General features: G+C 65.2%; 26 protein-coding genes. 14 read left to right on the plus strand and 12 right to left on the minus strand.

Annotated elements, in window-relative coordinates:
* Positions 1-65: 65 nt before the first annotated feature.
* Positions 66-1,355: an Hsp70 family protein gene (locus tag K426_RS00475; RefSeq protein ID WP_066552937.1), complete on the minus strand. Its 1,290-nt coding sequence runs from the start codon at positions 1,353-1,355 to the stop codon at positions 66-68.
* 104 nt (positions 1,356-1,459) lie between these two features.
* On the opposite strand from K426_RS00475, the gene K426_RS00480 reads away from it, so the two are divergent.
* On the plus strand, positions 1,460-1,729 hold the full coding sequence (locus K426_RS00480; protein ID WP_066552940.1) for a DUF1294 domain-containing protein: 270 nt from the start codon (positions 1,460-1,462) through the stop codon (positions 1,727-1,729).
* A gap of 4 nt (positions 1,730-1,733) precedes the next feature.
* On the opposite strand, the gene K426_RS00485 is transcribed toward K426_RS00480, so the two are convergent.
* Positions 1,734-2,366 (minus strand): J domain-containing protein, encoded by a 633-nt coding sequence (locus K426_RS00485; protein ID WP_066552943.1) that lies wholly within the window; start codon positions 2,364-2,366, stop codon positions 1,734-1,736.
* Positions 2,367-2,410: 44 nt separating this feature from the next.
* On the opposite strand from K426_RS00485, the gene K426_RS00490 reads away from it, so the two are divergent.
* From K426_RS00490 to K426_RS00500, 3 genes are read left to right on the plus strand one after another with little or no spacing between them, the layout of a single operon-like run.
* The gene (locus K426_RS00490; protein WP_066552946.1) at positions 2,411-2,695 is read left to right on the plus strand and encodes a BolA family protein; all 285 of its coding nucleotides are present in this window, start codon (positions 2,411-2,413) and stop codon (positions 2,693-2,695) included.
* Between the two features lie 23 nt (positions 2,696-2,718).
* Positions 2,719-2,994, plus strand: a complete 276-nt coding sequence (locus K426_RS00495; RefSeq protein WP_066552948.1) for a glutathione S-transferase family protein — start codon at positions 2,719-2,721, stop codon at positions 2,992-2,994.
* Positions 2,991-3,896 (plus strand): pirin family protein, encoded by a 906-nt coding sequence (locus K426_RS00500; protein WP_066552950.1) that lies wholly within the window; start codon positions 2,991-2,993, stop codon positions 3,894-3,896. Before K426_RS00495 ends, K426_RS00500 begins: the two co-directional genes overlap by 4 nt.
* A gap of 14 nt (positions 3,897-3,910) precedes the next feature.
* Here the strand turns inward: K426_RS00500 and K426_RS00505 are convergent, their stop codons facing one another.
* On the minus strand, positions 3,911-4,723 hold the full coding sequence (locus tag K426_RS00505) for an MJ0042-type zinc finger domain-containing protein (RefSeq protein ID WP_066552952.1): 813 nt from the start codon (positions 4,721-4,723) through the stop codon (positions 3,911-3,913).
* 169 nt (positions 4,724-4,892) lie between these two features.
* Between K426_RS00505 and ftsE the strand changes: the two genes are divergently transcribed.
* Genes ftsE through K426_RS00525 form a run of 4 tightly spaced genes read left to right on the plus strand, consistent with a single transcriptional unit; the run spans position 4,893 to position 7,751 of the window.
* Positions 4,893-5,603 carry a cell division ATP-binding protein FtsE gene (ftsE, locus tag K426_RS00510; protein WP_066552953.1) on the plus strand — a complete coding sequence of 237 codons (711 nt, stop codon included), beginning with the start codon at positions 4,893-4,895 and terminating at the stop codon, positions 5,601-5,603.
* Positions 5,603-6,517 (plus strand): cell division protein FtsX, encoded by a 915-nt coding sequence (locus K426_RS00515; RefSeq protein WP_066552956.1) that lies wholly within the window; start codon positions 5,603-5,605, stop codon positions 6,515-6,517. Before ftsE ends, K426_RS00515 begins: the two co-directional genes overlap by 1 nt.
* Positions 6,514-7,044: a YdcF family protein gene (locus tag K426_RS00520; RefSeq protein WP_066552959.1), complete on the plus strand. Its 531-nt coding sequence runs from the start codon at positions 6,514-6,516 to the stop codon at positions 7,042-7,044. Before K426_RS00515 ends, K426_RS00520 begins: the two co-directional genes overlap by 4 nt.
* 11 nt (positions 7,045-7,055) lie before the next feature.
* On the plus strand, positions 7,056-7,751 hold the full coding sequence (locus K426_RS00525; protein WP_066552962.1) for a lysophospholipid acyltransferase family protein: 696 nt from the start codon (positions 7,056-7,058) through the stop codon (positions 7,749-7,751).
* On the opposite strand, the gene K426_RS00530 is transcribed toward K426_RS00525, so the two are convergent.
* From K426_RS00530 to K426_RS00540, 3 genes are read right to left on the minus strand one after another with little or no spacing between them, the layout of a single operon-like run.
* Positions 7,743-8,648 (minus strand): prephenate/arogenate dehydrogenase family protein, encoded by a 906-nt coding sequence (locus K426_RS00530; protein ID WP_066552964.1) that lies wholly within the window; start codon positions 8,646-8,648, stop codon positions 7,743-7,745. The genes K426_RS00525 and K426_RS00530 overlap by 9 nt on opposite strands.
* On the minus strand, positions 8,648-9,745 hold the full coding sequence (gene hisC / locus K426_RS00535) for a histidinol-phosphate transaminase (RefSeq protein WP_066552966.1): 1,098 nt from the start codon (positions 9,743-9,745) through the stop codon (positions 8,648-8,650). The genes K426_RS00530 and hisC overlap by 1 nt, the downstream gene beginning before the upstream one ends.
* A gap of 39 nt (positions 9,746-9,784) precedes the next feature.
* Positions 9,785-10,735 carry a 2-hydroxyacid dehydrogenase gene (locus tag K426_RS00540; RefSeq protein WP_066552968.1) on the minus strand — a complete coding sequence of 317 codons (951 nt, stop codon included), beginning with the start codon at positions 10,733-10,735 and terminating at the stop codon, positions 9,785-9,787.
* A 67-nt stretch (positions 10,736-10,802) separates the two neighbouring features.
* Between K426_RS00540 and metX the strand changes: the two genes are divergently transcribed.
* The gene (gene metX / locus K426_RS00545; RefSeq protein ID WP_066552970.1) at positions 10,803-11,954 is read left to right on the plus strand and encodes a homoserine O-acetyltransferase MetX; all 1,152 of its coding nucleotides are present in this window, start codon (positions 10,803-10,805) and stop codon (positions 11,952-11,954) included.
* Positions 11,951-12,538 carry a methionine biosynthesis protein MetW gene (gene metW / locus K426_RS00550; RefSeq protein ID WP_066552971.1) on the plus strand — a complete coding sequence of 196 codons (588 nt, stop codon included), beginning with the start codon at positions 11,951-11,953 and terminating at the stop codon, positions 12,536-12,538. The genes metX and metW overlap by 4 nt, the downstream gene beginning before the upstream one ends.
* Before the next feature lie 5 nt (positions 12,539-12,543).
* Here metW and K426_RS00555 read toward each other — a convergent pair whose 3' ends face one another.
* The 6 genes from K426_RS00555 to K426_RS00580 form a co-directional block, all read right to left on the minus strand.
* The gene (locus K426_RS00555) at positions 12,544-14,109 is read right to left on the minus strand and encodes a peptide chain release factor 3 (protein WP_066552973.1); all 1,566 of its coding nucleotides are present in this window, start codon (positions 14,107-14,109) and stop codon (positions 12,544-12,546) included.
* A 128-nt stretch (positions 14,110-14,237) separates the two neighbouring features.
* The gene (locus K426_RS00560; protein WP_066526237.1) at positions 14,238-14,420 is read right to left on the minus strand and encodes a hypothetical protein; all 183 of its coding nucleotides are present in this window, start codon (positions 14,418-14,420) and stop codon (positions 14,238-14,240) included.
* 4 nt (positions 14,421-14,424) lie between these two features.
* Complete coding sequence (locus K426_RS00565) at positions 14,425-15,714, minus strand: adenylosuccinate synthase (protein ID WP_066552976.1); 1,290 nt, start codon at positions 15,712-15,714, stop codon at positions 14,425-14,427.
* Positions 15,715-15,844: 130 nt separating this feature from the next.
* Positions 15,845-16,975 carry an ATP phosphoribosyltransferase regulatory subunit gene (locus K426_RS00570; RefSeq protein WP_066552979.1) on the minus strand — a complete coding sequence of 377 codons (1,131 nt, stop codon included), beginning with the start codon at positions 16,973-16,975 and terminating at the stop codon, positions 15,845-15,847.
* Between the two features lie 65 nt (positions 16,976-17,040).
* Positions 17,041-18,621 carry a phosphoglycerate dehydrogenase gene (serA, locus tag K426_RS00575; RefSeq protein ID WP_066552981.1) on the minus strand — a complete coding sequence of 527 codons (1,581 nt, stop codon included), beginning with the start codon at positions 18,619-18,621 and terminating at the stop codon, positions 17,041-17,043.
* A gap of 139 nt (positions 18,622-18,760) precedes the next feature.
* Entirely contained in the window at positions 18,761-19,921 is a 1,161-nt protein-coding gene (locus K426_RS00580) for a phosphoserine transaminase (protein WP_066552983.1), read from the minus strand.
* A gap of 160 nt (positions 19,922-20,081) precedes the next feature.
* Between K426_RS00580 and K426_RS00585 the strand changes: the two genes are divergently transcribed.
* From K426_RS00585 to dapD, 4 genes are all read left to right on the plus strand, one after another.
* A complete protein-coding gene (locus tag K426_RS00585; protein WP_066552985.1) occupies positions 20,082-20,777 on the plus strand; it encodes an extensin family protein in 696 nt (231 codons plus the stop codon).
* A gap of 75 nt (positions 20,778-20,852) precedes the next feature.
* Positions 20,853-21,728, plus strand: a complete 876-nt coding sequence (locus K426_RS00590) for an LOG family protein (protein ID WP_066552987.1) — start codon at positions 20,853-20,855, stop codon at positions 21,726-21,728.
* A gap of 76 nt (positions 21,729-21,804) precedes the next feature.
* Positions 21,805-22,476, plus strand: a complete 672-nt coding sequence (locus K426_RS00595) for a pyrimidine 5'-nucleotidase (RefSeq protein ID WP_066552989.1) — start codon at positions 21,805-21,807, stop codon at positions 22,474-22,476.
* Entirely contained in the window at positions 22,473-23,312 is an 840-nt protein-coding gene (gene dapD / locus K426_RS00600; RefSeq protein WP_066552991.1) for a 2,3,4,5-tetrahydropyridine-2,6-dicarboxylate N-succinyltransferase, read from the plus strand. The genes K426_RS00595 and dapD overlap by 4 nt, the downstream gene beginning before the upstream one ends.
* The last annotated feature ends 45 nt before the right edge of the window (positions 23,313-23,357 follow it).

A 23,357-nucleotide genomic window follows, 5' to 3' on the forward strand; every position in this document is an offset into this window, starting at 1 on the left:
GGTCGGCACTGCCCTAACCATCAGGGACAGGCATGTCGATAGAGTGGGGCCTTAAGCGGCAAGGATCAAGCAGCCCATTCGGCCAAATTGGCCTCCTGCCCGATCAGCGCCAGTCCATGCGCGATAGAGGTCAGTTCGTCGCCGGTCGCAATATGGTCTTTCCCGAAGCGCCTGTCGAATATCCGCCGGATCGCCGGGATCAGCGAAGTCCCGCCCGTCAGGAACACCCGGTCGATGGCATCGGGCGCTACGCCCGCCTTGGCGAGCGCCTTGTCCACCGTCGCCTCGATCCGGGCGATGTCGGGCGCGATCCAGCCTTCGAAATCGGCGCGTGTCACTTCCGCCTCGATGGCAAGCCCGCCGCCTTCGAAGCGGAAAATAGCGCTCTCAGCCTCTGACAGCCGCCGTTTCAATGACCCCACCGCATCATAGAGCGGATAGCCCAATTCCTTCTCGATCACCGTGATCATCCGTCCGATAGCGTCGGGATCATGGGCCGCCTTCTGCAAGCGCGCCAGTTCATCCATGGTCCGCCGGTTGCGCATCAGCGCCAGTCGCGACCAGTCGGCAAAATCGGCAAAATAGCTGCGCGGAATCTCCAGCTCCTTGCCGAAGCTCTGGTAGCTTCCGCCCTTGCCCAGCATCGGCAGCACCAGATGATCGACGATCCGATAGTCGAAGCGATCCCCGGCAAGGCCGATGCCCGCCGATCCGAGCGGCACGCAACGCCGCGCCGCCCCCGGCGCCTCGACCCGCACGATCGAAAAGTCGCTGGTGCCACCGCCAAAGTCCGCGACGAGGATGGTCGCCGCCTCGGTCAGCCGGCTAGCATAGCTGAACGCGGCCCCCAGCGGTTCATAGACATAATGAAGCTCGTCCCCGAACCCCGCAAACATGGCGTCATAGCGCCGCCGTGCCAGCCCTTCATCGGGCCGCGACCCGGCATATTCGACCGGCCGCCCGATGACGATCCGCTCCGGCCGCCGGTCCAGCGTCCCGCCGGCATGGCCGACCATGCGCGACAGGAACAACTGCCCCAGTTCCTCGAATCGGAAGCGCTTTTCGAACACGTTGGCGCTTTCGAAGACCGGGCTGGCCGCCACTGACTTGAAGCTTTGCAGGAAGCGGCTGTCTTCCGGAAATTCCAGATATTCCGCGATCGCCCATGGGCCTGCCTCATGCGCCATGCCGCCCTTCGCATCGCTGTCGTGCCAGAAGCAGAGCGCGGAGCGGAATACCGGCCCGGTCGCCTGGGCACCGGAAAACTCGACCAGTTCCGACCCGCTGCCATTGGCGAGTGCGGCCACGCTGTTGGTCGTGCCGAAATCAAGGCCCAGGGCGCGGGGCATCGTCATACTGGTCTCCGGGGAAGGGGCGGCGCCTATGACAGCGGCAGCGGCCGGGAGCAAGCCCGGACTCTATAATGGGAAATTAAGCGCCCGTTCGCTACCGCAGCATCATGGAAATGGCGATCCTCTCTCTTCTTATCTTGCTGCTGAATGGTTGGACGATGCTGCGCTTCTGGCAGGACAAGGCTGCCGCGGTCGTGGGCCGCCGCCGCATTCCGGAAAAAGACCTGCTCGGCCTGGCGCTGATCGGCGGCTCGCCCGGTGCCCTGCTTGCGCGCCACATCTTCCGTCACAAGACGCGAAAGCAGCCCTTTTCAACCCTGTTGCTGCTCATCGTCGCTGTGCAAATGGGCACCGGCATCGGCTGGCTCCTGCTCTGACCGATCATGCGAAAGCCTCAGCCTTGCGCAAAAGCTGATAGGCCTCGATCACCCCCTGCAGCAACGCCTCATGGCTTCGATCCCCGCCATTATGGTCGGGGTGAAAGCGCCGCAGCAATTCCGTATAGCGCTGCCGCAAGGCTCTGCGGTCCGCATCGATCGTCAGCCCCATGACGTCCAGCGCCCGGCGGTCTTCCTTCGACAGGAATTTCCCGTCTTGCCGCATCTTGTTGTTGGCCCGCGCCTTCGCCACGCGCTCCTTGAACTTGGCGCCGATGGCATCCAGCGGGTCCTGAAAATCCGACCATTTGGGCGGGGGGCTGGCGGCGTTGGTGGAAAAGGCCCGAGTCTCCCGCTCCCACCCCGCATAGGGGCGTTGAGCCGCGTTGATTTCCTCCGGGCTCATGCCGGTGAAGAAATTATAGCCCTGGTTGAATTCCCGCACATGCTCCAGGCACAGCCAGCGCCAGCGCGGGCCTTCATGATGGGCACTGGCATGGCTCGACCCGCTTCCCTCCAGCGGCGGCGCACGGAATTCGCCCGGCTCGCGACAGCCGGGAACCGCGCAGGGGCGGTCGCTTTCCACGCGGCCATGGAAACGGTTGAAACGCCGGTTCGAGAAGGGATCGCTAGCCAAGATTGTCCTGATGCAACTACGGGCAAAGAGCCTATATAGGGGCGATGACCGAGATTCTAAAAGGCCCAGTCGCCACCGAAATCGAAGCCCGCCTGCAGGCCGCCCTCAGCCCCGAACAGCTCGCCGTGATCGACGACAGCGAAAAGCATCGCGGCCATGCCGGCCATGACGGATCGGGCGAAAGCCACTTCACCGTGGAGATCGTCTCCGACCGCTTCACCGGCCAGAATCGGGTCGCCCGGCAGCGCCTGGTCAACGCCGCGCTGGCCGACCTGTTACGCGACAAGGTCCATGCCCTCGCGATCAAGGCCCGCGCTCCCGGCGAATGACACTTTGAGCCGTCTCAGGCGTTGTGCCGCCGTCCAAGGAGGCGCGGCGCACGGACTATGATTTCCGGTATTGGTCCACCATCCCCGGCCGGGGCGAATTCGTGCGGCTGATCGCCGGGCTGCGCTATGCTTTCCCGCTGCGCATGGCGACGCTGATGCCCTCCTTCCCGCGTCTTGCCGAACTGCAAGAGCGGGTTGCGGCGCTCCCCGAATTGCAGGACTATCTGGGCAGCGACCGGCACCTGCCGTTCACCAATGAAGACGTCTTCCGCCACTACCCTGAACTGGACGCAGCATGACCCTGACCGACCCGATCATCCAGACCATCACCCCCACCACCCATGATCTGGGCGACTTTCGGGTCCATCGCTCCTTGCCCGCCAAGGGGCGCACCATGGTCGGCCCGTTCATCTTCTTCGATCAGGCCGGGCCCGCCCGCATCGCGCCGGGGCAGGGGGTGGACGTGCGCCCGCACCCGCATATCAACCTCGCCACCGTCACCTATATGTATGAGGGCAGCTTCCTCCATCGCGACTCCCTGGGCACGGAGCAGTTGATCGAGCCGGGCGCGGTGAACCTGATGACGGCGGGCAAGGGCATCGTCCATAGCGAGCGCTCGCCGGACGAGGACCGCGCCAAGCTCTCCAAACTCTCCGCCATCCAGACCTGGCTCGCGTTGCCCGACCGCCATGAGGAAATGGACCCCGCCTTCGAACATGTCAGCGAAGGCGGCCTGCCCATTATCGATGGCGGCCATGCGAGGGCGCGCGTGATCATGGGCAGCCTCTGGGGCCAGACGTCGCCCGTCACCACCTATGCGAACACCATCTATGCCGACATTCAGCTTTCTCCCGGCGGCTCGGTCCCCATCGACGCGGATGCGGAGGAACGGGCGATCTATGTCTCCGGCGGCGACGCGGCGCTGGACGGCGTGATGCTCCAGCCCCAGACGCTCTACGTCCTGCGCCCCGGCATCCGCGCGACTTTGATGAGCGTCGACGGCGGCCGTGTCATGCTTTGCGGCGGCGAGGCATTCCTGACGCCGCGCCATGTCTGGTGGAATTTCGTGTCCTCGACCCAGGAACGGCTGATGCAGGCCCGCGACGATTGGGAAGCCATGCGCTTTCCCCTGATTCCCGGCGACGATCAGGAATTCATCCCGATTCCCCAGGGGCGGCCGAAAACGATCAGCTATCCCTGATTTTCAGACCGTCATCACTGCACGAAGGTCAGCGACAGATTCTCGGCATTTTTTGGAATGTCGATCCGGCTTTCATTGATCGACGCTTCCTCGCCCGGCTTCAGGTTCGTCCGGTCGGCCTTGGTCGTCCAACTGAACACCAGCCGGTTCTGCCGGTCGCGCAATTGCACCAGCACCGGGGGCACCGGCAGCGTCTGCTTCCCACTGTTCACGATCCGCGCGCCAAAGGCGAAATATTCCTCCCCGGTGGGCAATTTACGCCGCTCGGCGGGTTTTGAGAGATAGAAAAGCAGGTCAGGATCGCCCTCTTCGGGCACCAACCCCAAATTGATCGCCCAGCTCGGCGTGCCGAAATACCAGAGCGCTCCGCCAGCGGCCCCCACCGCGAGGCAGAAGAGCAACGCGGCATAGGTCCAGATTTTCAGCCGGTTGCGACGCGGTTTTACCGGCGCTGGTTCGGCTTCCCCCCAATCGTTCCGCGCATCCGCTTCGGCGCGCCCGTAAATATCGTCGAACCGATAGTCAGCCTTGGCGCTGACGGGTGTCTCGGCCGGGGCGGAAACCGGTTCCACTTCCTCCGGTTCGACCGGCGGGGCGACAGCCTCCTCAACGGGTGGAGGAGGGGGAGGAGCAGGCGGTGGTGGCGGTGGCGCGGCCACTTCGGGCGCGCCGGCCGTCATCAGCGCTTCCTCGCGGGGCGCGAGCGCAGCCCCTTCCTGGAACCAGCTATGTTTGCAGGCGGCGCAGCGAACCTGGCGGCCGTTCGGGCCGACGGCGCTGTCCGGCACGATATAGCGCGTGGCGCAGTTGGGACACACCAGGATCATGACGCTTCATAGGCATGAGTTGGATTCGAGGGCAAGCGGCTTCAAACATGGCAACCGATCCGGGCGCGACTCGCGGAGTCAGGCCGACAAGACTTTACGGCCGCCCGTCCGCTGTGCCATGGCTAAGCGCTCGGGGAAGCAGGGAGCGCGCAGGCGCTGAAATTGACGCATGTCGGCCATCGTCCAGTTCGAAAATGTCGGCCTGCGCTATGGTCTGGATAGCGAGACGCTGTCCGACGTCAGTTTTTCGCTCGCCAGTGGCGGCTTCTATTTCCTGACCGGCGCGTCGGGCGCGGGCAAGACCTCGCTGTTGAAGCTCCTCTACCTTGCCCAGCGGCCCAGTCGCGGCGTCATCCGCTTGTTCGGGGAGGATGTGGTGACGCTGCCCCGCAAGCGCCTGCCCGGATTCCGCCGCCGTATCGGCGTGGTGTTCCAGGATTTCCGGCTGGTTCCGCATCTGTCGGTTTATGACAATATCGCCCTGCCGCTGCGCGTCGCGGGCCTGGCGGAGGGCGAGATCGACGCCCCGGTCAGCGAAATGCTGAACTGGGTCGGCCTTGGCGATCGCGGTCAGGCGCGCCCCGCTACCCTGTCGGGCGGGGAACAGCAGCGTGTCGCCATCGCTCGCGCAGTGATCGGCCGCCCGGAAATATTGGTCGCGGACGAACCGACCGGCAACGTCGACGCCGATATGGCCCGTCGCCTGCTGACCTTGTTCGAGGCGCTCAATCGCCTCGGCACCACCATCGTCGTCGCCACCCACGATCTGCCATTGATCGCGCAGGTGGGGAGCGCGCAGATGATGAAGCTGGACAAGGGCCGCCTGTCGGACCCCACTGGATCGCTGCGCTACCCGCCCCGGCCGCAGGTGAACGGCTGATGGCCTCCCCCCACGGCATGGGCGACCGTCGCGCCGCCGCCGCCGCGCGCCACCGGCTGCTGCCGGAGGGCAGGGTGGCAGGACCGATGCCGTGGATCATCGCGATCATGATGTTCCTGACCGTGCTGTCGGCCGCCGCCGGGCTGGGCCTGGGCGCGGCGGTGAAGGCCATGGGCGCGGACCTTGCCGGACGCGCCACGGTGCAGATCGTCGAGGCCAATGCGCAGCAGCGCGACCGTCTGAGCGCCAGCGTGGCTGACATACTGCGCAAAGTCAGCATAGTCCGCGCCGTCCATCCGGTCGCGGCCTCAACCCTTGCCGATCAAATCCGCCCCTGGCTGGGGCAGGATGCGGCGAGCGGCGACCTGCCGATCCCGGCGCTGATCGACATCGAACTGACGCCCGGCCAGACGGACGCGAAGGTCGACCGCCTCCGCCGCCAGCTCAGCGCCGTCTCGCCAAAAATCCGCATCGAGCCCCATGCCGCCTTTCTGGCGCCTTTGGCCGGCCTGCTTTCGGCCCTCGGCTGGCTGGCGGCGGGAATCGTGCTGCTGATGACGCTGGCGACCGGGTCGGTGGTGGTGCTGGCCGCCCGCGCCGCGCATGACAGCCATCGCGGTACCATCGACGTGCTGCACCTGATGGGCGCGACCGATGTGCAGATCGCCCGGCTGTTCCAGCGCCGGATCGGCCTGGATGCGCTGTTCGGCGGCGCGCTCGGCTTTACCGTCGCGTTGCTGGTGATCGTGTTGCTGGGCGTGCGGCTGCTGGCGACCGGCTCCGAATTGTTGAGCGCCATCCATCTGCCATGGACAAGCTGGGCGCTCCTTGCCGCCATTCCGATCGGCTGCGTGCTGCTGGCGACGATCGCCGCGCGCTGGACGGTGCTGCGATCGCTGGGGCGGCTGCTATGATCGTCCGCTTCATCGCCGTCATGCTGCTGGGATGGATGCTGGGCTTCGCCTGGTTCGCGATTTTCCTGCCGCAACCGCTGGACGGGCGACAGACAGACGCCATCGTCGTGCTGACGGGCGGGGCGGGGCGCATCGATCGCGGCCTTTCCCTGCTTCAGGACGGCGCGGCCAAGCGGATGCTGATCTCCGGCGTCGACCGATCGGTTCGCCCGGTCGAGCTGGCCGCGCAATATAAGGCGCCCGAACGGCTTTTCACCTGCTGCATCACCCTGGGGCGCGAAGCCATCGACACCCGCTCCAACGCCATCGAAACCGCGCATTGGCTGGAACGGCGCGACTTCAAGACGGTGCGCCTCATCACCACCGACTGGCATATGCGCCGCTCCGCTCTCGAACTGCGTCAGGCCTTGCCGGGCCGGGTCACGCTGGTCTACGACGCCGTGCCCAGTCGCCCCAGCCTCACCATGCTGGCGCGGGAATATAATAAATATCTGCTGCGCCGGGCTGCGGCGTTGATTGGTATCTGACGGTTTTTGCGATGTTCACCGCGCTGCGATCCCTGGCCTTCATGCTGGTTTTCTATGTCGGCTCGCTGCTGTTCGTGCTGGCGGCGATGGCGAGCAATCTGGTCGCGCCCCGATCGATCCCGGCGGTCGCCACCCACTGGAGCCGCTTCCATCGACGCTGCGCGCGCTGGCTGCTCGGGCAGAAGGTGCGAGTGGAAGGAACGCTGGAAAACGGCCCCTATCTCTATATCCTCAAGCATGAATCGATGTTCGAGACGATCGACCTGCTCTGTCTGCTGGATCGTCCGGCGATCGCCGCCAAGCGCGAATTGTTCGATATCCCGCTCTGGGGCGGCATCGCCCGCCGCTACGGTCTGATCCCGATCGAACGCACCGCCGGAGCCAGCGCCCTGCGCGCCCTGCGCACCGCCGCCAGGGCCACGACGGCGCAAGGCCGCGCCGTCTGCCTCTTTCCCGAAGGCACCCGCGTCCCCCATGGCGAAAGCCCACCTTTGCGCGCTGGGTTCGCGGGCCTTTATGCGCTGCTGGGCCTGCCGGTGGTGCCGATCGCGGTCGACAGCGGCCGCGTCTCCCCTCGCGGCAAGTTCATGAAGCGCCCGGGCACCATCACCTACAAGGTCGGTGAGATCGTTCCGCCCGGCCTGGATCGCCGTGAAGCCGAAGCCCGCGTCCATGCGGCGATCAATGCGTTGAACGCCTCAGTGTGAACGCCCGAAATCGGGCTTGGGATCGTCCTGCCCCTGTTCGATGATCGACCGCCGGATCGCCCGCGTTCGGGTGAACAGGTTGAACAGCGCATCCCCGTCATTCCAGCGGATCGCCCGCTGCAACGCCGACAGATCCTCGGAAAAGCGCTGGAGCATCTCCAGCACCGCATCCTTGTTCGCCAGGAACACGTCGCGCCACATGGTGGGATCGGACGCCGCGATGCGAGTGAAGTCGCGGAAGCCACCGGCGGAATATTTGATCACCTCCGACTGGGTCACATCCTCCAGATCGCTCGCTGTGCCGACGATGGTATAGGCGATGAGGTGCGGCAAATGGCTCGTCACCGCCAGCACCAGATCATGATGCGCCGGATCCATCATCTCGACATCGGCGCCCACGCGCCGCCACAGCTCGGCCACGCGCTCGACCGCCGCCGGATCGGCGTCGGCGGGCGGCGTCACGATGCACCAGCGTCCTTGGAACAGCGAGGCGAAGCCCGCCTCCGGCCCGCTATTCTCCGTCCCCGCGACAGGATGCGCCGGAATGATGGTCTGCCCTGGCAGCGCGGCGCTCAATTGCGCCAGCACGTCGCCCTTGCACGATCCCACATCGCTGACGATCGCCTCGGCCGGCAGATCGGCGGCAATCTCCGCCGCCGCCGCGGCCATCGCCCGCACCGGCACGCACAGCACGACCAGATCGGCATCCGTCACCGAAGCGCCCGCCGTATCGGTCACATCGTCGCACAGGTCGATGGCCCGCGCGATCTCCCGCACCTGCGCGTCGGCATCATAGCCGGTCACCCGCACGGTCGGCATCGTCTCGCGGATCGCCCGCGCCAGCGAGGAACCGATCAGGCCCAACCCGATGATGGTGACGCGGGCGAAGGGCAGCATCAGGCCGTTTCCGCCATGGCGCGCAGCTTGGCCGCGACCTTACGCACCTGTTCCTCGGTGCCGATGGTGATACGCAGGCCGTTGGGCAAGCCCTGCCCCGGCAGCCAGCGGGTCGCGAAACCTTCGTCCCACAGCCCCTTCATCGCGGCTTCGGCGGTCAGCTTGCCGTCGAACAGGATGAGAAGGAAGTTCGCCTTGCTCGGCACAGCGCGCAGCCCGTGATTGGACAGCGAAGCCACCTCCGCCGCCAGCCATTCGCGCCACTCACGGTTATGCCCCCGGCTCGCCTCGACCCAGGCAGAATCCTTCACCGCCGCAATCGCCGCAGCCTGCCCTGCGGTGGTCACATTGAACGGCGCACGGATGCGATGCAGCACGTCGATCACCTCGGCACTGGCATAGCCCCAGCCGATCCGCTCCGCCGCGAGCCCGTAAATCTTGGAAAAGGTCCGCGTCACGAACACATTGGCCGCATTCTTCGCCAGCTCCAGCCCGCCATCATCCTCGTCGGCGTCCAGATATTCGGCATAGGCCTGATCCAGCACGAACAATATGTCCGGCCGCAGCCCCGCATGCAGCCGGGCGATTTCCTCCCGCGACGTCATGGTGCCGGTCGGATTATTGGGGTTGGCGAGGAAGACCAGCTTGGTCTTCTCCGTCACTGCCGCCAGCAGTGCGTCCACATCGGTCGCATAGTCGGCATCCGGCGCGATCACCGGCGTGGCACCCACCCGGCGCGCGGCGATGTCATAGACCGAAAAGCCGTAGCGGACGTAGAGAACCTCATCCCCCGGTCCGGCATAGGCGCTCGCCGCGATGTGCAGCAGCTCGTCTGACCCGGTGCCATAGATCACCCGCGCCGGGTCCAGCCCATGCGCCGCCGCGATCGCCTCGCGCAGCTTGGCCGCGCCGGGATCGGGATAGGTGGCCAGGTCCGCCGTCGCCGCCACCAGAGCGGCTCGCGCCGCCTCCCCGGTGCCCAGCGGATTTTCATTGGCGGACAGCTTCACCAGTTGGCGGCCGTCATCGGCGGCCGACTTGCCCGGCACATAGGGCGAAATGCCGAGGATCCAGTCTTTGGGGGCAGGTTTAGTCATGCGCCGCGCTTTAGCGGCTTCTTGGCCAAAGGCAAAGGCTCACACGACAGGCGTCAGCAAAGGCTCACCCGCTGCCCAGGCGTCGAGATTGGCGAGCACCAGATCGGCCATCGCCTTGCGCGTCTCGACCGTCGCGCTGCCCTGATGGGGTTGCAGCACCACATGATCCATGGCGAATAGGGCTTCGGGCACATGCGGCTCATTTGCGAACACGTCCAGGCCCGCGCCCCCGATCCGTCTTTCCGCCAGCGCCGCCACCAGCGCCTCTTCATCGATCACGCTGCCCCGGCTGATGTTGATGATGACGCCATCCGGTCCTAGCGCATCCAGCATCGCCGCATCGACCAGCCTGCGCGCTTCCGGTCCGCCCGATGTTGCCACGATGACGACATCGCTCTGGCGCGCAAAATCGAGCGGATCGGCGATGTAGCGATAGGCGCCGTCCGCTGCGGGCCGCCGGTTATGATAGAGGATCTCGCCCGCCACCGGTTCCAGCCGCCGGGCAATGGCGCGCCCGATCCGGCCCAGTCCCAATATGCCGATCCGCTTGCCCGTCACGCGGCCACTCAGCGCCGGTTTCGCCCCCCGGGCCCAGTCCCCCGCGCGCACCTGTCGGTCATTGGCCGCAATATTGCGCACCGTCGCATAGAGCAGGCCCACCGCCAGATCGGCAACGTCATCGGTCAGCACGTCCGGCGTGTTGGTGACGCGGATGCCCCTGGACCGCGCATGATCGACATCGACCTTGTCATAGCCCACGGAAAACAGCCCGATCATCTCCAGCTTCGGCAGGGCATCCATGATTGCGGCAGATGCCCCCACCGCCCCGAAGGATACCAGCGCCCTCGCCTCGCGCACTTGCGGCGGCAGCGCATCCGGATCGGTATCCGCCGCCACGGCATGAACGGCAAAGCGCTGCGCCAGCGCGTCGTCCAGATAGGGATAGAGGGGGCCATAGGCGACGATCGGGATGAGAGGATTCTCGTTCATGGCCCGGATGTAGGTCAAAGGACAGTCGATTGACAGAGTCCAGCCCCGGGCCTAGCCCGGACGGATAATGGCCAGTGCGTCCTTTTCCGATGACATCCGTTTCGGCCTGCGCCGTCAGGTGCGCCTGACCGGCCCGCTGCAACTCGACAGCGGTGCTTTTCTTGGTCCGGTCGACATCGCCTATGAAACCTATGGGCGGATGAATGCGGACCGCTCCAACGCCATCCTCATCTGCCATGCGCTGACCGGCGACCAATATGTCGCGTCGGAGCACCCCGTCACCGGCAAACCCGGCTGGTGGTGGCGACTGGTGGGCGAGGGAAAGCCCGTCGATCCCGCCCGCCATTTCATGGTCTGTGCCAATGTGATCGGCAGTTGCATGGGCTCCAGCGGTCCCGCCAGCCTCGATCCCGCGACCGGCGGACCCCATGCGATGCGCTTCCCGGTCATCACCATAGCCGACATGGTCCGCGCACAGGCGATGCTGCTCGACCATCTGGGCGTCGACCGCCTGCATGCCGTCATCGGCGGCTCCATGGGCGGGATGCAGGCGCTAACCTGGCCGACCCTCTACCCCGAGCGTGTCGAAAGCTGCATCGTCATCGCCTCCACCGCCCGCCACAGCGCCCAGAACATCGCTTTCCACGAAGTCGGACGGCAGGCGATCATGGCCGACCCGAACTGGCGCGGCGGCGACTATTATGCCGACGGCCAGATTCCCAGCGCGGGCCTGGCTGTCGCCCGCATGGCGGCGCACATCACCTATCTCTCCGAAGCGGGCCTGACCGAGAAATTCGGGCGGCGGTTACAGGGTCGCCCGGAAAATCCCAACGGGTCCAAGACCTTCGGCTTCGACGCCGATTTCCAGGTGGAAAGCTATCTGCGCCATCAGGGTTTGAGCTTCGTCGAGCGTTTCGACGCCAACAGCTATCTCTTCATCACCCGCGCCATGGACTATTATGACATTGCGGAGGATCATGGCGGCAGCCTCGCCAAGGCCTTCGCCGCCTCCAGAGCGCGCTTCTGCCTCGTCAGCTTCGACACCGACTGGCTCTATCCGACGGCGGAATCCCGCCTGATCGTCCACGCCCTCAACGCGAGCGGCGCGCAAGCGAGCTTCGTCGAACTCTCCAGCCCCTTCGGCCATGACGCCTTCCTGCTGGAATGTCCCGAACTCAACCGCGTGGTCGACGGCTTCCTCAAGGGCGGCCGCGCATGAGCCTGCGCCCCGATCTTGCCCTGATTGCGCGCACCGTCTCCCCTGGCGCCAGAGTCCTTGATGTCGGTTGTGGCGACGGCGCGCTGATGGCGGCGCTGCGCGACAGCAAGCAGGTCGATGCCCGAGGCCTCGAAATCGACCCGCACAATGTCGCCGGCGCCGTGGGTCGGGGTCTTTCCGTGGTGCAGGGCGATGCCGACACCGACCTGATTTATTACCCCGAAGCCAGCTTCGACTACGCCATCCTCAGCCAGACGCTCCAGACCACCCGCCGCCCGGACCGGGTGGTCGAGGAACTGTTGCGGATCGGCAAACAGGCCTTTGTGTCCTTCCCCAATTTCGCCCATTGGCGCGGACGGCTGTCGCTGTTCTGGGGCGGGCGCATGCCGGTGACGCGGTTGCTGCCCGACAAATGGTATGACACGCTCAACATCCACCATGTCACGGTCGACGATTTCCGCGCATTGGTGAAGGATCGCGGCTGGACCATAGACGGCCAGTGGTTCCTCAAGGGCGACAGGGAAACCACCCACGCGAACGCCAATTTGTTCGCGGAGCATGCGGTATTTCTGCTGCGGAGATGAAGGCGTCAGCGCTCCTTGGTGGCGCTGAACTTGACCTTGGGATGCCGTTCCTGCTGATAGCCGATGTCCCAGGCGCTCTTCGCCATGAAGACGAGATTGCCGTCGCGATCCTTGGCCATATTGGCGCCGTTGAACGACACCAAATCCTTGATCGCGGCATCTTCGCCTGAAATCCACCGCGCCGTGTCGAAGGGCGAAGCCTCCAGCCCCGCCGCGACCTTATATTCGGCCTCCAGCCGGGAAATCAGCACGTCGAGCTGCAACTGCCCGACCACGCCGACGATCCAGGCGCTGCCGATGTCGGGATAGAAGACCTGGATCACGCCCTCTTCGGACAGGTCGTCCAGCGCTTTGCGGAGCTGTTTGGTCTTGGTCGGGTCTTTGAGCGCCACGCGCCGCAGGATTTCCGGCGCGAAGTTCGGAAGGCCGGTAAAGCGCACCCCCGCCTTCTCGCTCAGCGTATCCCCGACCCGCAACGTCCCGTGGTTGGGAATGCCGATAATGTCGCCCGGAAAAGCCTCATCCGCAATCTCGCGGTCCTGCGCGAAGAAGAGGATCGGCGAATGCACCGCGATCGGCTTCCCGCTGCCCGAAGGCGTCAGCTTCATGCCGCGCTTGAACTTGCCCGAACACAGCCGCATGAACGCGATCCGGTCACGGTGCTGCGGATCCATATTGGCCTGCACCTTGAAGATGAAGCCGGTGACTTCGCTATCCTCCGGCTCGACCGGCGCCGGTTCGGCGGGCTGGGCACGCGGCGGCGGCGCATGGGCGGAGAGCGCATCGATCAGCTCGGTCACGCCAAACAGCTTCAAGGCCGACCCGAAATAGACCGGGGTCAGATCGCCATGCCGATAGGCCGCCAGATCGAAATCGGCATAGCCCCCGACGGCCAGTTCCGCCTCCTCACGCAGCCGAGCCAGACCTTGGCCCGACAGATGCCCGGCCAATGCGTCATCATCGATCCCGGAGAAAAAGGCTTGGCGTCCCTCAAACTCCTTGCTCGCGCCCGAAGGCTGGCGCAGGCGGTTCTTCGCGAAGTCGTAAATCCCCTCAAACTCGCCGCCCATGCCGACCGGCCAACTCATCGGGCATACGTCCAGCGCCAGCGCGTCCGCCACCTCATCCAGCAGCGCAAAGGCATCGCGGCCCTCGCGGTCCACCTTGTTGACGAAGGTGATGATCGGCACGTTCCGCAACCGGCAGACCTCGAACAGCTTGCGCGTCTGCGGCTCGATGCCCTTGGCCGCGTCGATTACCATCACCGCCGAATCCACCGCCGTCAGCGTACGATAGGTGTCTTCGGAAAAATCTTCATGCCCCGGCGTGTCGAGCAGGTTGAAGGTGATCCCGTCGCGTTCGAAGGTCATCACGGACGAGGTCACGGAAATCCCGCGCTGCTGCTCGATCTTCATCCAGTCCGACCGGGCGCGCCGGTTCGCCCCGCGCGCCTTGACCTCTCCGGCCAGGTGAATCGCGCCGCCTTCCAGCAGCAGCTTTTCGGTCAGCGTGGTCTTACCCGCGTCGGGGTGGGAAATGATGGCAAAGGTACGGCGGGAAGGAATGCTCATGGGCGGCCCATATAGCGATTCGCTTGGGAATCGCCAGCGGCGCTTGGCAAAGCCTCCGCCTCAAAGCGCTCCATGCATTCCTGCGAAGCCACTCGTCTCGTTCGAGTGCTTCGCCGGCACACGCACGACTATCGCAGCTTCGCGATGGAAAGCCCGTCCTGCTTGGCGCGGGCCTTCACCGATTCCTCGCTGCGGGTCAGAGCCTTGGCGATCGCCTTGAGCGCCATGCCCTTCTTCGCCAGCGTGTGGAGCTTTTGCAGCTCATCCGCCGTCCAGGGTTGCTTGTGGCGCTCGAAGCGTTCGCCGGCCATCGGATCAATCCGCGAAGGGATCGCGCACGAGGATGGTGTCCTCGCGCTCGGGGCTGGTGGAGACGAGCGTGACCGGGCAGCCGATCAACTCCTCGATGCGGCGGATATATTTGATCGCCTGCGCCGGAAGCTCAGCCCAACTGCGGGCGCCCGCGGTGGTTTCCTGCCAGCCTTCGATCGTCTCATAGACCGGTTCCGCCTTCGCCTGATCCTGCGCATGGGCGGGGAGATAGTCGAAGCTCTGCTCCCCGATCTTGTAGCCGACGCAGATTTTAAGTTCCTCGAAGCCGTCCAGCACGTCGAGCTTGGTAAGGGCGATGCCGGTGACGCCCGAGACCGCGACCGACTGGCGTACCAGCACGGCGTCGAACCAGCCGCAACGGCGCTTGCGCCCCGTCACGGTGCCGAATTCATGGCCTCGTTCGCCCAGCCGCTGGCCGACGTCATTTTCCTGCTCGGTCGGGAAGGGACCGGAGCCGACGCGCGTGGTGTAGGCCTTGACGATGCCCAGCACGAAACCCGCGCCCGAAGGGCCAAGGCCGGTGCCGCTCGCCGCCGTGCCCGCAACCGTGTTGGACGAGGTGACGAAGGGATAGGTGCCGTGGTCGATGTCGAGCAGCGTGCCCTGCGCGCCTTCGAAGAGGATGCGCTTGCCCTCCGCCTTCGCCTTGTTGAGCGTCAGCCAGACAGGCTTGACGAAGGGCAGGATGAAGCTGGCGATGTCGCGCAGTTCCGCCATCAGCGCGTCACGATCGATCGGCGCTTCGTTGAACCCGGCGCGCAGCGCGTCATGGTGCGCGGTCAGGCGGTCGAGCTGCGGGCCGAGATCGTCCAGGTGCGCCAGGTCGCAGACGCGGATGGCGCGGCGGCCGACCTTGTCCTCATAGGCAGGACCAATGCCGCGACGGGTGGTGCCGATCTTGCCCGCGCCCGAAGCATCCTCGCGCAGCCCGTCCAGGTCGCGGTGGAAGGGCAGGATCAACGGGCAGGTTTCCGCGATCTGGAGGTTTTCAGGGGTGATGGCGACCCCCTGGCCCTTGAGCTTGGCGACCTCATCCCGGAAGTGCCAGGGGTCCAGCACCACGCCATTGCCGATGACCGACAGCGTGCCGCGCACGATGCCCGACGGGAGCAGCGAGAGCTTGTAGACCTTCTCGCCCACGACCAGCGTGTGGCCGGCATTGTGGCCACCCTGGAAACGGGCGACGACGTCGGCGCGCTCCGACAGCCAGTCGACGATCTTGCCCTTGCCTTCGTCACCCCATTGGGCGCCGATCACGGTAACATTTGCCATGGATACAGTCCTCCGCCCGCCGCGCGGACCGGCCATGCCCTTCGACGGGACTCGGCATGCCGGTGGGATCAAATGGGCGTGTCGCCCTGTTGCGGGCCGCGCCTACCCGCGCTGCCCCGGTGAAGTCAAGTCAGTAGGCGCGCGGGCGGTCGCCTTCGAGCCAATGGGTGCAGCGCAGCGCCTCGCCATTCTCCTGCGGGGTGAGCGCCGCGATCGTCTGCCAGCCTTCCGCCCGCAATTGGGCGGCGCGAGCGGGATCATGGTGCAACGGCAGGAACAGGCGCTTGGGAGCCTCCCCGCCGAAGCCCGCGTCGATCAGCGGCTCGGGATAGAGCGAGAAGCCCATGGCCGGTTCCTCCGAGCCGTCGGCGCGGGTGATGGCATAGCTGCCGCCCCGGCCGATCTCTCCGGTGAAGCCTTCCGCGAAGATCGAGAAGCCGAACCAGTTCTGATATTCGAAGCCATGGCGCTCGGTCGGGTCGAGCGTCAGGGTGACGTCCCAGCCGATCGGCTTGGCGATGGCGCGCAGGCCCGCGATACGACTGTCGATGGCGCCGCCGAGTTGGGCGTTGAACGTTTCGAGCCGCTCCATCGCGGCGTGGAAGGGACCGGTCGCCTCGATCAGCGGGAAATAGGCGGCGGCGGCCGGGCTGATCGCCACGAGCGCGCCGGCATCCTTGGCGTCGAGTTCGGCGCGGACGGCCTCGATCTCTTCCGGCGCCAAAGGCAGCGGGCCAGCAGCGAGGGCGTCGATCAGGTCGGGCAGGGTGAAATCGATGGTGATGCCGGTGACGCTGGCCGCCTGCAGCGATTCGATGGCGACATTGACGATTTCCACGGCCGCGGCGACGCTGTCGCTGCCGATCAGTTCGGCGCCGACCTGGAGCCGTTCGCGTTCGGGGCGGAGCTGATTCGCGCGCAGGCGGATGACCGGACCGGCATAGGACAGGCGCAGCGGGCGCGGGGCACTCGCCAAACGGGTGGCGGCGATGCGGCCGACCTGCGCGGTCATGTCGGGGCGGAGCGCCAGGCTGCGCTGGGAAACGGGATCGATGGCACGGACCAGATCCTCCGCCCGCATCGATTTCAGACGGCTGACCAGCGTATCCTCAAACTCCGCGAGCGGTGGCATGACCCGTTCATAGCCATGAGCGGCGACGGTATCGAGCACGCGGCGGACAAGGCGCGCGGACGCCTCCGCCTCTGGCGGCAGGCGGTCGGAGAGCCCTTCGGGAAGGAGGCCGGGCGGGATCGTAGTCATGGGCTGGCCCTTTAGCGGATTATACGCAATAGGCCAGCCCGAACCATCTTCAAGCCCTGACCCAATTAGGCGAAGCGCAACAGCTTCACCGTCTTGACGCCCGCCAGCTTGCAGATGCCGGCAAGAACGGTTTCGGTCACGGCGCCGTCGACCGACAGCAGCAACACGGCTTCGCCGCCCTGATTGCGGCGGCCGAGGTGGAAGGTGCCGATATTGACGTTCGCCTCGCCCAGCGTAGAACCCAGGCGGCCGATGAAGCCCGGCGCGTCCTGATTGACGATGTAGAGCATGTCACCGGCGAGGTCGGCTTCGACCTTGATGCCGAACAGCTCGACCAGGCGCGGCTGCGAATGGCCGAAGAGGGTGCCTGCAACCGATTTGTCGCCGCTTTCTGTCTTCACCGTGACGCGAACGAGGGTCTGATAGTCACCCTCGCGGTCATGGCGCACTTCGCGCACGTCAAGGCCGCGCTCCTTTGCCAGGAAGGGCGCGTTGACCATGTTCACCGTGTCGGAATAGACGCGCATCAGACCGGCCAGCACCGCAGCGGTGATCGGCTTCTGGTTGAGTTCGGCTGCATGGCCCTCGACCTCGACCGCGACGCTCTGGATGCGGTCGCCCTCAAGCTGGCCGACAAGGCTGCCCAGTTCTTCCGCCAGCGCCATATAGGGCTTGAGCTTCGGGGCTTCCTCAGCGGACAGGCTCGGCACGTTCAGCGCATTGGTGATGCCGCCGTCGAGCAGATAGTCGCTCAGCTGCTCGGCCACCTGAAGCGCGACATTGACCTGCGCCTCGTCGGTCGATGCGCCCAGATGCGGGGTGCAGATGAAGCCGGGCGTGCCGAACAGCGGCGATTCCTTCGCCGGTTCCTGCACGAACACGTCGAGCGCGGCGCCCGCCACATGGCCCGCATCCATCGCTTCCTTGAGCGCGGCTTCGTCGATCAGGCCGCCACGGGCGCAGTTGACGATGCGCACGCCCTTCTTGGTCTTGGCGAGGTTTTCCTTGCTCAGGATGTTGCGGGTCTGGTCGGTCAGCGGCGTGTGCAGCGTGATGAAGTCGGCCTTCGCCAGCAGCGTGTCGAGATCGGCCTTTTCCACGCCCATTTCCACGGCGCGTTCCGGGGTCAGGAAGGGGTCGAAGGCGACGACCTTCATCTTGAGGCCGAGGGCACGGCTGGCGACGATCGAGCCGATATTGCCCGCGCCGATCAGGCCCAGCGTCTTGCCGGTGACTTCCACGCCCATGAAGCCGTTCTTCGGCCAGAGACCTTGTTGAGTCTGGGCGTTGGCCTCCGGCAGCTGGCGGGCCAGCGCGAACATCAGCGCAATGGCATGTTCGGCGGTGGTGATCGAGTTGCCGAACGGGGTGTTCATGACGATCACGCCCTTGGACGAGGCGGCTGGGATATCGACATTGTCGACGCCGATGCCGGCGCGGCCGATGACCTTCAGGTTGGTCGCGTGGTCGAGAATGTCTTTGGTGACCTTGGTCGAGCTGCGGATGGCGAGGCCGTCATAGTCGCCAATGATCGCCTTCAGCTCTTCGGGCGTCTTGCCGGTGATTTCGTCGACTTCCACGCCGCGTTCACGGAAGATCGCGGCGGCGCGGGGGTCCATTTTATCGCTGATGAGTACCTTGGGCATGGAAATGCTCCTTCGTTCCTATGAACCCGTCACCCCCGCGAAGGCGGGGGTCCATCTCCCATCAGTTGCATCAAGCGGGACGGTTGGGAGATGGATTCCCGCCTGCGCGGGAATGACGGTAGTATTTGGGGTGAAGTTGTTAAGCAGCCTTGGCCGTCGCATAGGCCCAGTCGAGCCACGGACCGAGCGCCTCGATATCGGCAGTCTCGACCGTGGCGCCGCACCAGATGCGCAGGCCCGCCGGAGCGTCGCGATAACCCGCGACGTCATAAGCGGCGCCTTCCTTCTCCAAGAGTCCTGCGAAGGTCTTGATGAAGGCCTCGTCCGCACCCTCGACGGTCAGGCAGACGCTGGTGGTCGAACGCGACGCTTCGTCGGCGGCGAGATGGCCGAGCCAATCGCGTTCCTCTACGATCTTGTTCAGCGCCGCCGCATTGGCGTTGCTGCGCGCGATCAGGCCCGCGGAACCGCCCAGCGACTTGCCCCATTCCAGCGCGAAGATCGCATCTTCGACCGCCAGCATCGAGGGGGTGTTGATCGTCTCGCCCTTGAACACGCCCTCGGCCAGCTTGCCCTTCGAGACAAGGCGGAAGACCTTCGGCAGCGGCCAGGCGGGGGTGTAGTTTTCCAGACGCTCGACCGCGCGGGGACCGAGGATAAGCACGCCATGGCCGCCCTCGCCGCCCAGCACCTTCTGCCAGGAGAAGGTGGCGACGTCGATCTTGGCCCAGTCGATGTCATAGGCGAACACCGCGCTGGTGGCGTCCGCGAAGGCCAGTCCCTCGCGGTCGGCGGGAATCCAGTCGGCGTTCGGCACGCGCACGCCCGAAGTGGTGCCGTTCCAGGTGAACAGCACGTCGTTTGAGAAATCGACCTGCGTCAGATCGGGCAACTGGCCGTAATCGGCGCGGATGATCGTCGGATCGAGCTTGAGCTGCTTGGCGGCGTCCGTCACCCAGCCCTCGCCAAAGCTTTCCCAGGCCAGCGTCGTCACCGGGCGGGCGCCCAGCATGGTCCACATCGCCATTTCAAAGGCGCCGGTGTCGGAGCCGGGGACGATGCCGATGCGATGGGTTTGGGGCAGGTTCAGCAGCTCGCGCATCAGGTCGATGCAGTAAGCGAGGCGGGTCTTGCCGATCTTGGCGCGGTGCGAGCGGCCGAGGGAGTCAGCGCTCAGCTTGTCGGCGCTCCAGCCCGGAGGCTTGGCGCAGGGACCGGAAGAGAAATAGGGGCGAGCCGGCTTGGTTGCGGGTTTGGCGGCAGGCGCAATGGTGGCGTCTGCAGCAATCATATCAGTCATGTACGCTTCTCCTTGCAGAGAGCTCGCGCGGCGTTGGGACCGCGTGGCCCGCTGGCCGCCCTAAAGTCTCCGGCCAAAGAGTCAAGTTGAATGTCTGCACGCGATGAACCGAGTCGGCCGTTAACCCTTGAGCCAGCCGGACGTGGTAAATGCTTGAGCCATGTTCGAGCGGGTTAGGGGGAAAGCGGTCCTTCGCGGCATGGGCTTTGCAGGCCTGGCGACGGTTGCGCTGACGCTGGCAAGCTGTGGCGGCGACCTGGTGCCGCGCGGGCGTGTCGAGCGCCCGTCCAAGCCGGTCAGGACCGCCCGCCCGGCCGCGCCGCCGACGATGGAGTTGCGCCAGTGCATGGCGAAGCTGAACTCGCAATCGATCCTGTTCACGCCGCTGCCCGACCAGAATTTCGGCGGCGGATGCAACGCGATGGGTAGCGTCAAGCTGATCGACATCGGCGTGCCGGCGACCAATTTGGGGGCAATGACCTGTGGCCTCGCCGCCAATTTCGCGGCCTGGGCGCGTTTCGGCGTGCAACCCGCCGCACGACTGATCCTGGGGGCGGAGGTCGAGCGGATCGAGACCTTCGGCACCTATAATTGCCGGCCGATCGCGGGCAGCGGGAAGCTTTCCGAACATGCGCACAGCAATGCGGTCGACGTGTCGGGCTTCCTGCTGAGCGATGGACGGCATATCACCATCCAGAATGACTGGAACGGCGACAAGCGCGTCCGCCAGTTTCTGGAGATCATCCATGCCAGCGCCTGCAAGCGGTTCCGCACGGTGCTGAGTCCCGATTATAACGCGGCCCATCACGATCATTTTCATTTCGACATGGGCGGCCGCGGCGGCTTTTGCCGTTGAGCGTGAACAGGAAAGCGGCGGCTTTTGCCGATAAGCACCTTGGCTTTGTCGCCTTGGCCGCTTACCTTGACGGAAATGACCAGAAAAGAAATCGAAGAACGCAAATTCCGCCCCGCCCGTCAGGAAGCCGCCGACGCCCGCAAGGGGGTGGAAACACCGCAAACCAGCAGCACCGCCTATCGCTTGGCCTTTCAGGATACCGAATTCCTGTTGCGGGAGGATTTGCGGCCGGTGCGGTTCCAGCTCGAATTGCTCAAGCCGCAATTGCTGATGGACGAGGCGAAGATCGAATCGACTTTCGTCTTCTACGGCTCGGCCCGCATTCCCGAACCCGATCAGGTGCAGGCGCGGATCGATGCCGCCATCACGCCGGAACAGAAGCGCATTGCCGAAAATCTGGGCAGGAAGGCGCGCTATTATGATGAAGCGCGCAAGCTGGCGCAGATTGCGGCGCAATATCCGGTGAATGAGGCGGGATGCCGCCATTTTGTGGTTTGCTCGGGCGGTGGCCCTTCGATCATGGAAGCGGCCAATCGCGGCGCGGCCGATGTCGGCCAGACCACCATCGGCATGAATATCGTGCTGCCGCATGAGCAGGCACCCAACCGTTTCGTGACGCCGGAACTCAGCTTCCAGTTCCACTATTTCGCGCTGCGCAAGATGCATTTCCTATTGCGCGCGCGGGCGCTGGCGGTGTTTCCGGGCGGCTTCGGCACGTTCGACGAGATGTTCGAACTGCTGACCCTGATCCAGACCGGCAAGATGAAGCCGATCCCGGTGCTGCTGTTCGGCAAGGATTTCTGGTCGCGGGTGGTGGATTTCGAGGCGCTGGCGGACGAAGGGGTGATCTCGCCGTCCGACCTCAACCTGCTGACCTGGGTGGAGACAGCAGAGGATGCCTGGGAGGCGGTGCAGACCTTCTATCAGGACAGCGAAACGCCGGGTTGCTGAAACTTATCCTCGCCGCATCGGGGAGCGGCTTCAAGCAATCCTTGCCCTCCCCGTCGCACAGGACTAGGGCGCGGCCATGCGCGCCGATCTCGCCCATGTCGACACCTGGATCTTCGATCTGGACAATACGCTCTACCCGGCGAAGGCGGACCTGTTCGCGCTGATCGACGTGAAGATGGGCGAGTTCATCCAGGGTCTGCTCGGCTGCGATCCGGTCATCGCGAAACAGACGCAGAAACGCTATTTCCTGGAGCATGGCACGACCCTTTCCGGCCTGATGCACCATCACGGCATCGAGCCGCGCGAATTTCTCGACTATGTGCATGACATTTCGATGGACCGGCTGGAGGTCGACGAGGCGCTCAACGCCCATATCGCCGCGCTGCCGGGGCGGCGGCTGATCTTCACCAATGGCGACGCCGCCTATGCCACGCGGGTGCTGGACAAGCTGGGCCTGACCGGCGCGTTCGAACTGATCCACGACATCCACGCCTGCCAATATGTGCCCAAGCCCGACCCGTCAGGCTATGCGGAGCTGTGCCGCGTGCACAAGGTCGATGCCGCCCGCGCCGCCTTTTTCGAGGATATGGCGCGCAACCTCAAGCCCGCCAAGGCGATCGGCATGACCACCATCTGGGTCAATAACGGCTCGGAAGCGGGCGACCATGGCCATCATCCCGATTTCATCGATTTCGAAACCGACCATCTGACGCCGTTTCTGGCGGATATTTTTGGGGAACAACCATGAGCAACGAACTGATCGCGACCATCGACGCCGCCTGGGAGGACCGGGCCAATGTGAACCTGTCGACGCAGGGGGCCGTGCGCCAGGCGGTCGACAAGGCGCTGGCGATGCTGGACAGCGGCGAGGCGCGGGTGGCCGAACCGACCGCGGAGGGCTGGCAGGTCAACCAGTGGCTGAAGAAGGCGGTGCTGCTCTCCTTCCGACTCAACGACAATGCGATGATCGACAATGGTCCGGGCGCCGGCCATTGGTGGGACAAGGTGCCCAGCAAGTTCGCCGGCTGGGACGAAGCGGCCTTCCGCGCCGCCGGGTTCCGCGCCGTGCCCGGCAGCTTCGCCCGCGCGGGTGCGCATATCGCGAAAAACGTCGTGCTGATGCCGAGCTTCGTCAACATCGGCGCTTTCGTGGATGAAGGCACGATGGTCGACACCTGGGTGACGGTGGGAAGCTGCGCGCAGATCGGCAAGAACGTTCATCTGTCGGGCGGCGTCGGCATCGGCGGCGTGCTGGAGCCGCTCCAGGCCGATCCGGTGATCATCGAGGATGACTGCTTCATCGGCGCCCGCTCCGAAGTCGTGGAGGGCGTGCGCATCGGCAAGGGTTCGGTGCTGTCGATGGGGGTCTATATCAGCCAGTCGACGAAGATCATCGACCGCACCACCGGCGAAGTCTTCCTGGGTGAAGTGCCGCCCTATTCGGTGGTCGTGCCCGGCTCGCTGCCCGGCAAGCCGCTGCCCGACGGTACGCCGGGGCCGAGCCTCTATTGCGCGGTGATCGTGAAGCGGGTCGATGCGCAGACGCGGTCGAAGACCGGGATCAACGAACTGCTGCGGGACTAAGTGCGATGTGCTCCTGCTTTCGCAGGAGCACATTGTTCTGTGACT

This window comes from Sphingobium sp. TKS (assembly GCF_001563265.1).
In the GTDB taxonomy this organism is placed as follows: Bacteria; Pseudomonadota; Alphaproteobacteria; order Sphingomonadales; family Sphingomonadaceae; genus Sphingobium.